At 67.9% G+C, this 12,874-nt stretch carries 10 protein-coding genes; 5 read left to right on the forward strand and 5 right to left on the reverse strand.

Features of this window, described 5'->3' with window-relative positions:
• Nucleotides 1–206: 206 nt before the first annotated feature.
• A complete protein-coding gene (locus ACWV14_RS10025) occupies nucleotides 207–1,766 on the reverse strand; it encodes a glycine betaine ABC transporter substrate-binding protein (protein WP_454907021.1) in 1,560 nt (519 codons plus the stop codon).
• Between the two features lie 110 nt (nucleotides 1,767–1,876).
• On the opposite strand from ACWV14_RS10025, the gene ACWV14_RS10030 reads away from it, so the two are divergent.
• A complete protein-coding gene (locus ACWV14_RS10030) occupies nucleotides 1,877–2,959 on the forward strand; it encodes an ROK family protein (RefSeq protein WP_422085755.1) in 1,083 nt (360 codons plus the stop codon).
• Nucleotides 2,960–2,974: 15 nt separating this feature from the next.
• On the opposite strand, the gene ACWV14_RS10035 is transcribed toward ACWV14_RS10030, so the two are convergent.
• The 4 genes from ACWV14_RS10035 to ACWV14_RS10050 all read right to left on the reverse strand — a co-directional run bounded on the left by ACWV14_RS10035 (nucleotide 2,975) and on the right by ACWV14_RS10050 (nucleotide 8,345).
• On the reverse strand, nucleotides 2,975–4,621 hold the full coding sequence (locus ACWV14_RS10035) for an Ig-like domain-containing protein (protein ID WP_454907019.1): 1,647 nt from the start codon (nucleotides 4,619–4,621) through the stop codon (nucleotides 2,975–2,977).
• 340 nt (nucleotides 4,622–4,961) lie between these two features.
• Nucleotides 4,962–6,344, reverse strand: coding sequence for a phospholipase D-like domain-containing protein (locus tag ACWV14_RS10040; RefSeq protein WP_454907017.1), 1,383 nt, complete (start codon nucleotides 6,342–6,344; stop codon nucleotides 4,962–4,964).
• Between the two features lie 25 nt (nucleotides 6,345–6,369).
• Entirely contained in the window at nucleotides 6,370–7,032 is a 663-nt protein-coding gene (locus tag ACWV14_RS10045; RefSeq protein ID WP_454907015.1) for a glutathione S-transferase family protein, read from the reverse strand.
• Nucleotides 7,033–7,223: 191 nt separating this feature from the next.
• Nucleotides 7,224–8,345, reverse strand: a complete 1,122-nt coding sequence (locus tag ACWV14_RS10050) for a 5-methyltetrahydropteroyltriglutamate--homocysteine S-methyltransferase (protein WP_454907013.1) — start codon at nucleotides 8,343–8,345, stop codon at nucleotides 7,224–7,226.
• A gap of 147 nt (nucleotides 8,346–8,492) precedes the next feature.
• Between ACWV14_RS10050 and ACWV14_RS10055 the strand changes: the two genes are divergently transcribed.
• From ACWV14_RS10055 to ACWV14_RS10070, 4 genes are all read left to right on the forward strand, one after another.
• Nucleotides 8,493–9,611 carry an aromatic ring-hydroxylating dioxygenase subunit alpha gene (locus ACWV14_RS10055; protein WP_454907011.1) on the forward strand — a complete coding sequence of 373 codons (1,119 nt, stop codon included), beginning with the start codon at nucleotides 8,493–8,495 and terminating at the stop codon, nucleotides 9,609–9,611.
• Nucleotides 9,608–10,390, forward strand: coding sequence for a GntR family transcriptional regulator (locus tag ACWV14_RS10060; RefSeq protein ID WP_422085761.1), 783 nt, complete (start codon nucleotides 9,608–9,610; stop codon nucleotides 10,388–10,390). The genes ACWV14_RS10055 and ACWV14_RS10060 overlap by 4 nt, the downstream gene beginning before the upstream one ends.
• A 41-nt stretch (nucleotides 10,391–10,431) precedes the next feature.
• Nucleotides 10,432–11,418 (forward strand): PDR/VanB family oxidoreductase, encoded by a 987-nt coding sequence (locus ACWV14_RS10065; protein ID WP_454907009.1) that lies wholly within the window; start codon nucleotides 10,432–10,434, stop codon nucleotides 11,416–11,418.
• Nucleotides 11,419–11,585: 167 nt separating this feature from the next.
• A complete protein-coding gene (locus tag ACWV14_RS10070; protein WP_285414466.1) occupies nucleotides 11,586–12,758 on the forward strand; it encodes an ABC transporter substrate-binding protein in 1,173 nt (390 codons plus the stop codon).
• The last annotated feature ends 116 nt before the right edge of the window (nucleotides 12,759–12,874 follow it).

Raw genomic sequence — 12,874 nt, forward strand, 5'->3', positions numbered from 1 at the left:
CTGCGGCCTCCCCCTTTATTTCGCTGCGCAAGGCACCCCGCCGTCGTGAGCGTTCAGAGCACTGGTGGACCGGCCCGCACAAGCGCTGCGTCCAGTGCACAGGGCGCCGGGTGCTCCCCGCAGCGAAATAAAGGAGGAGCCCGAAGGGCGGGGGACATTCGCGGAGGGGAGTACCCGGTGGCCTGCGCACACGCCCCGAAAAAAACTCAGACCGGCAAAGAAGACGCCGGCGCCTGCCGCCGACGCCTCATCAGATACTCCACGAGTTCAAAGAGCCCCTCGCTCAACAGCGCCAACGCAGCCGCCGGCAAAGCGCCCGCCAACAGCAGCTCACGGTCATTGAGCGCCAACCCCGTCACGATGCGCTCGCCGAACCCGCCGGCACCAATGAACGCCGCAATGGTGGCCGTGCCGATGGCGATCGCCGTGGCGGTGCGCACCCCCGCGAGCAGCGTGGGCAGCGCCAGCGGCAACAGCACCAGTTGAAGGCTCTGCGGCGGCGTCATGCCCAGCGCCGTGCCGGCCAGCCGCAGACCGTTGGGCACCTCGGCCAGGCCCGTCACCGTGTTGCGCATGATCGGCAGCAGCGAATAGAGCGTGAGCGCGATCAGCGCCGGCAACGCGCCGATGGCGCCGAGCATCGAAATCAGCACCGCCAGCAACGCCAGCGAAGGCACCGTCTGCAACAGGCTCGCGAAGCCCAGCACCACCGCGCGCAGCCGCACATGCGGGAACACCAGTATCGCGATCGGCACGCCGATGAGAATCGCGACGCCCACCGACAGCGCCACCAGGAACAGATGCTGCCTCGCCAGCTTCCACAGGTCGGGGCCGAACAGCTTGGCTACGAAGCCGCGGCGCTCTTCCTTCGGCTGCAACTGCCCCGCCTTCGCTTCCTTGCCGGCGCTCGCGAGAAAGTCGCGCGCAATCACGTCGAAAGGCACGCTCTGCAGTTCGGCGCGGGCATTCATCGCGATCATCGCGTGCTCGTCCACGCGGCCTTCGAGCGTCTTGAGCGCGGCCCATGCCTCGGGCAGCCGCGTCGGCAAATCGAGCTTGTAGAGCACCACCGCGTCGTAGCGCGGAAAGTACTTCTTGTCGTCCTCCAGCACGCGCAGGCCCAGGTGGTCGATCTTCGCGTCGGTGGTGTAGATGTCGATCGCGTCGATCTGCCTGGCGGCCACCGCGTCGTATGCCAACCCGTGGTCGAGCCCCGAGGGTGTCTGCTTGAAGCCGTAGCGCTCGGCCAGGCCCTTCCAGCCATCGGCGCGGCCGATGAATTCGTTGGACAGGCCGAGCTTGAGTTCGGGGTGCTTCGCCAGGTCGCTCAGCGTGCGCAGGCCCAGCCGGTCGGCATCGGCCGCGCGCACCGCGAGCGCATAGCCGTCGTTGAAACCCAGCGGAATCGCAACGCCCAGGCCCATCGGCGCGAGCGCCGCATTCATGGCCTCGCGCGTGTCCGCCGGCGAGCCCTTGAGTATTTCCAGCGCGATGGTGCCCGTGTATTCGGCATACATGTCGATCGCGCCCGAGCGCAGCGCCTCGTACACGATGGCCGTGTTGCCCAGGCCCTGCCGCACGACGGGCGGCGACGCGGTGTGCGGCGCGGCGGTCTGCGCCAGCAGTTCGGCAAGGATGTACGACTCGGTGAAGCGCTTGGAGCCGACGCGCAGCGTGTCGTCCGCCGCTTGCGCGAGGGGCGCCATGCCCAACCAGGCGAGCGTCAGGAGCAGTGCGAGGCGGCGGAGGCAACGGGGCAGATGCATCGCGGCCAGTTTATAGACATCGACCGGCTTGGCGTACCCGCCAATCTCCTACACGCCGTCGTGCGCGCAACCGATGGGCCGCAGGCTGCCGCGCGCGCACCATGCAAGCCATGAAGTCCAAACCGCCGAAGCCCGAAACTCCCAAGTCCGACCCCTTGCCCGCCGCCGATGTGCACGGCCTGCGCGAACTCCCCGGCGTGCACGTCGAAGGCTACAGCCTCCAGTTGCGCGACAAGGACGGCTTCGTCGGCGACCAGGCGAGCCAGACGGCCTTCAGGGAACTGCTCGAGCGCTGGCGCAAGCGCCGCCGCAAGAACGGCAAGGACCCGCTCGGCGAACTGCACTCGCGCGACCTGAGCAAGAAAGCGCTCGACCGCGTGCTGAGCGCGAAGAAAGCCTCGGAGGCCGGCGACGTGATGCACGGCGTGATCGAGGAATTCACCGAGGAACTGGCCTCCGTCATCCAGCGTTTCCTGCGCCAGCCGTCATGGCAGAAGGTCGAGCGCATCGTCATCGGCGGCGGCTTTCCGGAGAGCGACGTCGGCGAGCGCGCGGTGCTGCAGACGGGCGCCATCCTGGAAGAGATGGGCCTGCACGTGCAACTGGGCCGCCTCTCGCACAACGTGGACGACGGCGGCCTGATCGGCTGGGTGCACCTGGCGCCGCCCGCGCTGCTGCGCAAGTACGAAGCCATCCTGGCGGTCGACATCGGCGGCACCAACGTGCGCTGCGGCATCGTGAAGACGCGCTACCGCAAGGCGCCCGACTTCTCCCGCGCGGAGGTGGTGCGGCGCGAGAAATGGCGCCATGCCGACGAAGGGCCCAACCGCAGCAACATGGTCGAGCACATCGCGGACATGCTGATGGACATGGTGCGCTACAGCGAGCGCAAGAAGATCCGGCTCGCGCCTTTCATCGGCATCGGCTGCCCGGGGCTGATCCGCTCCGACGGCTCCATCGCGCGCGGCGCGCAGAACCTGCCGGGCGACTGGGAAAGCCACGCCTTCCACCTGCCGACGGCGGTATGGCGCCGCATGCTGACCCTGGGCGCCGACCCGATGCTGGTGCTGATGCACAACGACGCGGTGGTGCAGGGCCTGAGCGAACTGCCCTTCATGCGCGACGTGAAGCAGTGGGGCGTGCTCACCATCGGCACGGGGCTGGGCAACGCGAGCTTCACGAACAGGCCCTGAAGCGGCGGCCCGCTGCTACAGGTCTTCGGCCCGCAGTCCTTCGACGCGCACGTTCGCGGAGGCGGAGGCAACGTTGCCCGCCGCGTCGGCCGCGCGCACCTCGACGTTCGCGGCGCCCGGCCTCTTCGGCGTCCAGGCGCATACGTAGGGCGCGGCACGCAGCGTGCACGCGGTCCTGCCGTCGACGATGAACTTCAGTTCGGCCACGGCCACGTTGTCGGATGCGGTGGCGGCAAGCCGCGTCGCCATGCCGGCCGCGATGCCCGGCGGAACCGACAGCGAGACGGCCGGCGGCACGCTGTCCGAAGGCGGATTGACGATCACGTTGGCCGAGGCAACCGCGGAGTTGCCCGCCGCGTCGATTGCGACCACGCGGATCGTCTGCACGCCGGGCGAGGTCGGCGTCCAGCTGCAGGTGTAGGGCGGGGCGGTGAAGGTGCAGATCGGAATGCTGTCCCGGCCCAGCACCTTGACTCCCCATACGCCCGCGTTGTCCACCACTGCCGGGGCAATGACCGTGAGCTGCCCCACCGTGGCCATGGAGGGGGCGGCCAGCGACACGATGGGCGGCGTTGCGTCGGCGCTGCCGAGCGCCAGGTCGATGGTGAATATCGACTGCCCCTGCACGGCCTTCTGTTCGAAGGCGTCGAAGATGGTGAACCAGCTTGCGCCGGGCGCGCGGTTGGCGGCGCGTGCCTTGACCAGCAGCGTCGTCTTGCCGACGGCGAAGCAGCTGAAGCCGCAGTTCCAGTCGAACGTGAAGCGGCCCGACGCATCGGCCACGCCGGTCACCAGCATGACCAGCGGCTTGCCGCCCCCGGGGTCTCGCCACACCGACACCTGCGCGCCGGGCAGCGCGGCGCCGCTGTCGAGGTCGGTCACGCGCACCTGCGTGGCGGTGGTGGCGGCCATGAACTTCGAGCTGCCGAGCTTGGGCCAGTCGCTCCAGTCGGTGTCGATGTTGGCCTTGGTGCCGGCGGTGAAGCGGATCATGTCCAGCGTCGCGATGCGGTTGGCGGCGGGGTCGCGGCGCTGCTCGAACACGGTGCCCAGCAGCGGGTCGAGCCGCCAGTTCTGGCGGGTCCACCAATAGCGGTCGGTGTCGTTCGACAGGGCGAGGTCGGTGACGGGTGCGACGCCGGTGGTGTCGGCCACGGCGATGCCGTTGTAGTACTCGCCCGCGCCGGCGCCGAACACGTGCTCCAGCTCGTGCAGCAGGGTCTTGAGCTGGCGGCCGAGATAGTCCTTCTCGGTGGACTCTGGCGCCGCCGGCGTAATGGCGCGCGACAGGCGCAGCGGGTCATGGATGGCGATCCAGTTCAGGTTCCAGGTCACGCCCTTCTGCGGAAAGGTCCAGCTGGTCGACAGGCCGCCGTGGCTGTAGCCCCGGGTCGACTTCGACACGCAGACCACCACCTCGCCGTTCACGAGGCCGTTGTAGCTGCAGGCCGGAGCGGCGGTGGGCGCCACCAGCTGCAGGTCGGTGGCGGGATCGAAGACGAAGCTGCGCACGGTCTCGCGGGTGAAGACGGTGTTGACGTCGGCCACGTACTGGGCGAGCCGGCGGCCTGCCTCGGCGGGGCCGATGTCGGCGGCCAGCTCGGGGTCGACGAAGAACTTCAGGCGGTGAATGCTGGGGGAGGCGCGGCCGACTTCGTCCATGGCGGCGAAAGCGGGCGGTATTCCGGACAGTGCGATGAGAACTGGTAGCGCAAGAACCAGTTTCGCGAGATTCGCAAGTGCGCGCGGCGAGAAGAAGGCTCGCATCGGATTTCCCCGGATGGCCGGGGCACTGGACTCGAACGGACGGCGCTTCGGGCTGCCGTGCGGCGGCAGCCTGGGCGGACTTCCCCGCAAGGCGGAGGGTTGCGGGAATCCGTTCGAGCCCGACCGATGACTGGTAAATCAGGGGTCAGGCGCGCCTGTCAACTACCGAAACCGGTGGGAATTTTAGTGTGCATGTTCTGCTTGTTGCATTTTTGTTGCATTTATGCACCCAAGATTACAGCTGGAAGGCTACCGTGAGCAGCAGCCCCTCGGCCAGGTCGCGCATCAGTCCGGGGCGCCGCGCGCGGTAGGGCTCGCCGGCCGAGGCAGTGGTCTCGATCCACTCGGCCAGCCAATCAATTTCCTCGGCGCCGTAGAACACCACCGCCGCCTCGTGGTTCAGCAGCAGGCTTCGCAGGTCGAGGTTGATGGAGCCGCACATCGCCAGTTCTTCGTCGAGCACCACAGCCTTGGCATGCACCATGAAAGGCAGCATTCGAAAGTTCACACCCGCGCGGGCAAGGTCGCGCATGGCGCGGGCGCGCACGAAGTCGGCCAGGCGGTGGTTCGACTGCGCGGGCATCGCGATGGTCACTTGCACGCCGCGCCGGGCGGCCAGCCGCAGCGCGTCGCGCAGGCCGTCGCCGGGCACGAAGTAGGGCGTGATCGCCAGCACGCGATGCTCGGCACGGAAGCAGGCGTCGATCAGCAGCGCGTGCGCGGTGTCCTCGGTCTGGTCGGGGCCGCTCGGCAGGAACTGGGCCATTGCGGTGCCGGGGCCTTCGGGTACGTCGTCGGCCGTGATCGCGCGGGCCTTGCGCGGGCGCACCGAATTCCAGTCGTGGTCGAACTGGCGCGCCGCCGCGGCGGCCACGCTGCCGCGCAGGTCGAACGACAGGTCGCGCCAGGCCTGGGGGTGCTTTGGGTTGCCGGTGAAGTACTCGCCCGCGAGGTTGCGCCCGCCCGACCAGAGCCAGCCGTCGTCGGCGATGGTGAACTTGCGGTGGTTGCGCAGGTTGCGCGGGCCGATACGGCGCAGGCTGAAGAAGGGGCGGAACACCGCCACCTCGCCGCCTGCCGCGCGCAGCCGGTCGAAGTGATGGCGAGGCAGTGACAGCGCGCCGAAGCCGTCGAGCAGCACCCGCACCTTGATGCCTTCGCGCGCCCGCTTCGCGAGCCGGTCGATCACCGAATGGCCCAGCGCGTCGTCGCCGATGATGAAGGTGCACACGTCGATGCGCTCCTGTGCGCCGTCGATCACCTGCCACAGCGCCTCGCGCGCGGCCTCGCCGTCGGCATGCATGCGAACGGCCGAGCGGCCCGGCGGCGCGAGGCCGAAGCTCTCGATCAGGTCGGCCGCCCAGTGGCCCGGCGGCACCGAGCGCGGCGGCCGGGGCGAGCCGGCGGGGCGCAGCTTGCGCTGGCCGAACAGCAGGTACATCGGAAGGATGAAATAGGGCATCAGCACCAGCCCCATGACCCAGGCGATGGCCGTGGTGGGGGCGCGCTGCTCGCGGCGCGCGCGGGTGGTCAGCACATAGACCAGCAGCGCGAAGGTCACGACGAGAAAGTGCTGCGAAGGAGAGGGCAGCCAGTCGAAACGGGTGTTGTGCGGCATGGCGCAATGATGCGTCAGCGCGGAATCAGCGTTGCAGGAAGGCCGGCACGCCGCGCCCTTGCGAGGCAAGGAACTGCATCATCGGGTCGACCACCGCGCGTACCGCCGGCCGTTCGCCCACGCGGGTGCGCCATGCCAGCAGGCGCGGCGTGGCGTCGGTCATGCCGGCGCCCTTGCGGTCGGCGAACACGCAGGCCATGTAGAAGGCGATGTCCGCGAAGCCGTAGGGGCCCGCGAGGTAGTCGCGCGTGGCGAGCAGGCCTTCCATTTCGTCGTAGTAGCGCGCGCAGGCGGCGCAGGCCGCGACGGCGGGAGCGCTCTGCATCGCGTCCTGCAGGCCGAAGAGCTTGATGACGTTGGGGAAGAAGACCTCATCGGACTTCTGCTCGAGCTGCCGCGCGCGGGCGCGGTCTGCAATGCCCTCGGGCCACAGCGCGGGGGGCGGGTAGCGGTCTTCGAGGTACTCGAAGATCTGGGTCGAGTCGAAGAGCGAGACCTCGTCGTCGACCAGCACCGGCACCTGCTGCTTGACCGGGTTCACGCGCAGCACTTCAGGGTGCTTGGGCTCGTAGGCGTCGCCTTCGATGAACGGCACCATGACCAGTTCGAAGGCAACGCCTTTTTCGCGCGCCGCGATCTCGACCTTGGCGCCGAACATGCTGAGGGGGCCGGAGTAGATCCGGGTCATTGCAGCTGCTCCGTTGCATGACTTGATCCGCGATGCATGAAGCCGAGCCGGGCCATTCGGGGAACACCGTGGAACCGGCTTTGCCGGGCCACAGGTGTTGCCCCCGGCGAGGGGGTGGGCGAAGCGACACGAAGTGCGCGCAGACTGGGGGTGAGTCTTTTCATTCCCCCGACTTCAACAGAAACGGTGCTTCAGGTCGAGCCCCAGACCTCCTGCGCGGTCTCGACCACCAGGCGCAGCTTGTTGCGCTGCGCTTCCACCGCGATGTTGTTGCCGTGCACGGTGCTGGAGAAGCCGCACTGCGGCGACAGCGCGAGCTGGTCGAGCGAGGCGTACTTGGCGGCGTCGTCGATGCGGCGCTTGAGCTCGTCCTTGTCTTCCATCTGGCCGAACTTGGTGGTCACCAGGCCGAGCACCACGGTCTTGCCCTTGGGCAGGTAGCGCAGCGGCTTGAAGTCGCCCGAGCGCGCGTCGTCGTACTCCATGAAGTAGGCGTCGAGGTCCATCTCCTTGAGCAGTGCCTCGGCCACGGGCTCGTAGTTGCCGGCGGCGGCGTGCGTGCTCTTGAAGTTGCCGCGGCACAGATGCATGGCCAGCAGCATGCCCGGCGGCTTCTGCGCGACCACCTTGTTGATGAAGGCGGCGTAGCGGTGCGGCAGTTCGTTCGGGTCGTCGCCGCGCTTGCGGGCGGCTTCGCGCATGTGCTCGTCGCACAGGTAGGCGAGGTTGGTGTCGTCCATCTGCACGTAGTTGCAGCCGGCGGCGGCCAGCGAGCGAAGCTCGTCGCCATAGGCCTTGGCCACGTCGTCGTAGAACGCCGGGTCGAGCTCGGGGTAGGCGTCCTTGCTGATGCCGGCGCGGCCGCCGCGGAAGTGCAGCATGGTGGGCGAGGGGATCGTCACCTTGGGCGTGTTGCCCGCGGACACCTGGCTCTTGAGGTACTGGAAGTCGGCGAGCTGGATGTCCTTCACGTGGCGGACCTTGTCGATCACGCGCATCGCGGGCGGTGCGAGTTCTTCGGTGCCGTCGGGCTTGCGGATGGTGACCGGAATGTCGGTCTTCACGCCGCCGAGCTGATCGAGGAAGTCGATGTGGAAATAGGTGCGGCGGAATTCGCCGTCGGTGATGCTCTTCAGGCCGATGTCTTCCTGGAACTTGACGATCTCGGTGATCGCCTTGTCTTCGACCAGGCGAAGCTGTTCGGGCGTGATCTCGCCCTTGGCCTTTTGCTCGCGCGCTTCGAGCAGGTATTTGGGGCGCAGGAAACTGCCCACGTGGTCGTAGCGGGCGGGCAGGGCGGCGTGCTGTGACATGGATGACTCCGTCTTGATGAGGGGGAACTGGCCGGACATCGTATCGCCATCGAAACTGCGATGGATGTATACAGAAATCTCAGTGTTTTCCCTATAAATGCCCGAAATGGCTGGAAATTTCCGTGTTTCTGTATACATTGAGTATTCATGAAAACGCCCACGACCGCCTTTCCACTGAACGCCTGGTATGCCGCCGCCTACGACGTCGAAGTGCGCCATGCGCTGCTGCCACGCACCATCTGCAACCAGAAAGTGGTGCTGTTCCGACGCACCGACGGCGAAGTCGCCGTGCTCGAAGACGCCTGCTGGCACCGGCTGATGCCGCTGTCGCTGGGCCGCCTCGAAGGCGACGAGCTGGTGTGCGGCTACCACGGCCTCGTCTACAACAGCCAGGGCCGCTGCACCCACATGCCGAGCCAGGAAACCCTCAACCCGTCGGCCTGCGTGCGCAGCTTTCCGGTGGTCGAGAAGCACCGCTTCGTGTGGATCTGGCCCGGCGACCCGGCCAAGGCCGACCCGGCGCTGGTGCCCGACATGCACTGGAACGACGACCCCGCCTGGGCCGGCGACGGCAAGATGATCCGCGTCAACTGCGACTACCGCCTGGTGGTCGACAACCTCATGGACCTGACGCACGAGACCTTCGTGCACGGCTCGTCCATCGGCAACCGCGAAGTGGCCGAGGCGCCCTTCGTCGCCACGCACGGCGACCGCTCTGCCACCGTCACGCGCTGGATGGAGAACATCGATCCGCCGCCGTTCTGGGGCGGCCAGATCCGCCATGCGCGCGGCTACACCGGCAAGGTCGACCGCTGGCAGATCATTCGTTTCGAAGGCCCGTGCACGGTGAACATCGACGTCGGCGTGGCCGAGGCCGGCAGTGGCGCGGTGCCGAAGAACGGCGATGCGGGCGACCGCAGCAAGGGCGTCAACGGCTACGTGCTCAACACCATCACGCCCGAGACCGACAAGACCTGCCTGTACTTCTGGGCCTTCTCGCGCAACTACTGCCTGGGCGAGCAGCGCCTCACGCATGAGCTGCGCGAGGGCGTTGCCGGCATCTTCCGCGAAGACGAGCTGGTGCTCGAGGCGCAGCAGAAAGCCATGGACGAGCACCCCGACCACAAGTTCTACAACCTCAACATCGACGCCGGCTCGATGTGGGCGCGCAAGCTCATCGACCGCATGATCGAGAAGGAAAAGCCTGCGCGCGCGGCCATTCCGATCCGCCCCGCCGAGCAGCCTGGCGAAAAGCAGGCCGCATGAGGGCCGCCGTGGTTTCCTCCGCCGCGGAACAGCAGCCCGGCGACAGCGGCAGCTCGCAGGCCGTGAAGGCACAGCTGCGGCTGCGCGAAATGATCCTCGCGGGCGAGCTGCCCGGCGGCGCGCGCATTGCCGAAGTGGCCATCTCCGAGCAGCTCGGCGTGTCTCGCACCCCGGTGCGCACCGCGCTGATGCGGCTCGAGCAGGAAGGCCTGCTCGAAGCGCTGCCCAACGGCGGCTACGCGGTGCGTACCTTTTCCGAGCGCGACGTGGCCGATGCCATTGAACTGCGCGGCACGCTCGAAGGCCTGGTGGCCCGCCTCGCGGCCGAGCGCGGAGCCGCGCCGGTGGTGCTGCGCGAGGCACGCGCCTGCCTCACGCGCATCGACGAACTGCTGCGCGAGCCCGCGCTCGACGACGCGGCTTTCTCGCGCTACGTGACGCACAACGAACGCTTCCATGCGCTGCTGTGCGAAATGGCGGGCAGCCCGGTCATCGCGCAGCAACTGGAGCGGGTGGTCAACCTGCCGTTCGCGTCGCCCTCGGGCTTCGTCATCGTGCAGGCCAATTCGCCCGCCGCGCGCGACATGCTCGTGATTGCACAGGACCAGCACATCCAGGTGCTCGACGCCATCGAGTCCGGCGAAGGCTCGCGCGCCGAGTCGCTGATGCGCGAGCACAGCCGCATCGCGCGGCGCAACCTGCGCGAGGCGCTGCACGGCACGCCGACCGCCGAACAGCGCCCGCTTCCGGGCGTGCAGCTGATCCGCCGCCGCGGCTGATTCCCTTCCTTTCCCTCCCTTCCTGTTGGTGTTGTTTCCCGATGAAAAGCGATCTTCAATGGATGCAGGCGCAGGTGGTTGCGCTGCGCGACGTGACGCCCACCGTGCGCGAGTTCGAACTGCGCCCCGACGACGGTTTTGCCGGCGCCTATGAACCCGGCGCCCACCTGCAGGTGCAGGTGATGGCGGCGCAGGGCAAGCTGCAGACCCGCTCCTACTCGCTGGTCGGCGAGGGCGACGGCCGCTGCTGGCGCATCGCCGTCAAGCGGCTCGACGACGGCCGTGGCGGATCGCTCGCGATGTGGCGGCTGGCCGTGGGCGACCGGCTGCAGGTCAGCGCGCCGCAGAACCATTTCGCGCTCGACATGTCCGCACCCGGCTACCTGCTGGTGGCGGGCGGCATCGGCATCACGCCGCTGGTGCTGATGGCGCAGCGGCTGGGCGAGCACGCCAGGCGCGGCGGCGTGCCGGTGAAGATGCTCTACGGCGCGCGCAATGCCGACGAGTTCGGCTACCTCGCGCATCTGCGCGAAGCGCTGGGCGAGAGCGTCGAAGCGCACGAAGGCTCGGCGCCCATCGACTTCGCCGCCGCCATCGCCGCGCTGCCGCCCGGCGGCCAGCTCTACACCTGCGGCCCGGTGCCGATGCTCGAGGCGCTCAAGCGCGCCTGGCATGCGGCCGGCCGGCCCATCTCGGACCTGCGCTTCGAGACCTTCGGCAGCAGCGGGCGGCTCGCCACGCAAGCGTTCCAGGTGCGCATTCCGCGCCATGACCTCGCCATTACGGTGCCGGCCGACTGCACGCTGCTCGAGGCACTGGATGCCGCCGGCGTGCAGACGCTCTCGGACTGCAAGCGCGGCGAGTGCGGCCTGTGCGCCATGGACGTGATCGCCGTCGACGGCGAGATCGACCACCGCGACGTGTTCCTCAGCGAGCACGAAAAAGAGGCGACCACGCGCATCTGCGCCTGCGTGTCACGCGCGGTGGGTACGCTCACGCTCGACTCCGCGTATCGCGCCGACAGCTGACCCCACCCCGGGCGCGAGCCGTCTTGCGCGATGATCGCGCAGTTCATTTATTGATCGCGCAACAATGCCAAGCGAAAGAGGCGGGGTAGGTGAATGCCTGCTGCGCCGTTTGTTGCAAAGTGTTGAAAATAGCCCCGGTTTCGAGTTCCGTCCCTGAAGGAAAAAACATGCAAAGACGCCATCTCATCCAGACCGCAGCCCTGTCGGCGCTCGCGCTTTCAATGTCGCTGGCCAGTGCCCAGGACAACAAGTTCAAGATCGGCCTGATCCTGCCGATGACGGGCCAGTCGGCATCCACCGGCCGCCAGATCGAAGCCGCCGCGCGCCTCTACATGGCCCAGAACGGCGACACCGTGGCCGGCAAGAAGGTCGAGCTGATCGTCAAGGACGACACCGGCCTGCCCGACGTCACCAAGCGCCTGGCACAGGAACTGGTGGTGAACGACAAGGTCAACGTGCTGGCCGGCTTCGGCCTGACGCCCCTGGCCCTGGCCGTGGCGCCCATCGCCACCCAGTCGAAGACGCCCGAAGTCGTGATGGCCGCCGCCACGTCGAGCATCACCGAGGCATCGCCCTACATCATCCGTTCGAGCTTCACGCTGCCGCAGGTGTCGGTGGCCATGGGCGACTGGGCGCCGAAGAACGGCGTGAAGACGGTCGTCACGCTGGTGGCCGACTACGGCCCGGGTAACGACGCCGAGAAGTTCTTCAGCGAGCGCTTCCAGCTCAACGGCGGCAAGGTGATCGAGAAGCTGCGCGTGCCGCTGCGCAACCCCGACTTCGCGCCGTTCCTGCAGAAGGTGCGCGACGCCAAGCCCGACGCGCTGTTCGTCTTCGTGCCCTCGGGCGCGGGCGCGGCCGTCATGAAGCAGTTCCTGGAGCGCGGCATGGACAAGGCCGGCATCAAGATGATCGCCACCGGCGACGTGACGGACGACGATCAACTCAACGACATGGGCGACGGCGCGCTGGGCGTGGTCACCTCGCACCACTACTCGGCCGCTCACCCGTCGGCAATGAACAAGAAGTTCGTCGAAGCCTTCGAGAAGGCCAACCCGAAGATGCGCCCCAACTTCATGGCCGTGGGCGGCTATGACGGCATGCGCGTGATCTACGAGGCGCTCAAGGCCACCAAGGGCCAGGGCGGCGGCGAAGCGCTGCTGGCGGCCATGAAGGGCCAGGTCTTCGAGAGCCCGCGCGGCCAGGTGCTGATCGATGCGCAGACGCGCGACATCGTGCAGGACGTGTACCTGCGCAAGGTCGAGAAGAAGGACGGCCAGCTCTACAACGTCGAGTTCGACGTGATCAAGAGCGTTAAAGACCCTGGCAAGGCCAAGTAAAGGGCTCGCCCCCAGGCTGCGCGCACTTCGTGTCGCTTCGCCTTCCCCCTACCGGGGGCAACACCTGAGGCCCGGCGAAGCCGGTTCCTCGGTGTTTCCCGAAGAGACCGCGAGGC

This window comes from Variovorax durovernensis, from assembly GCF_977011995.1.

Excerpts from the sequence above, each read along its gene's own strand:
- ACWV14_RS10045 (WP_454907015.1), bottom strand. The coding sequence starts at position 7,032 with ATGACCCGGATCTACTCCGGCCCCCTCAGCATGTTCGGCGCCAAGGTC.
- ACWV14_RS10060 (WP_422085761.1), top strand. The coding sequence starts at position 9,608 with ATGAGGGCCGCCGTGGTTTCCTCCGCCGCGGAACAGCAGCCCGGCGAC.
- ACWV14_RS10055 (WP_454907011.1), top strand. The coding sequence starts at position 8,493 with ATGAAAACGCCCACGACCGCCTTTCCACTGAACGCCTGGTATGCCGCC.
- ACWV14_RS10065 (WP_454907009.1), top strand. The coding sequence starts at position 10,432 with ATGAAAAGCGATCTTCAATGGATGCAGGCGCAGGTGGTTGCGCTGCGC.
- ACWV14_RS10030 (WP_422085755.1), top strand. The coding sequence starts at position 1,877 with ATGAAGTCCAAACCGCCGAAGCCCGAAACTCCCAAGTCCGACCCCTTG.
- ACWV14_RS10025 (WP_454907021.1), bottom strand. The coding sequence starts at position 1,766 with ATGCATCTGCCCCGTTGCCTCCGCCGCCTCGCACTGCTCCTGACGCTC.
- ACWV14_RS10050 (WP_454907013.1), bottom strand. The coding sequence starts at position 8,345 with ATGTCACAGCACGCCGCCCTGCCCGCCCGCTACGACCACGTGGGCAGT.
- ACWV14_RS10040 (WP_454907017.1), bottom strand. The coding sequence starts at position 6,344 with ATGCCGCACAACACCCGTTTCGACTGGCTGCCCTCTCCTTCGCAGCAC.
- ACWV14_RS10070 (WP_285414466.1), top strand. The coding sequence starts at position 11,586 with ATGCAAAGACGCCATCTCATCCAGACCGCAGCCCTGTCGGCGCTCGCG.
- ACWV14_RS10035 (WP_454907019.1), bottom strand. The coding sequence starts at position 4,621 with ATGGACGAAGTCGGCCGCGCCTCCCCCAGCATTCACCGCCTGAAGTTC.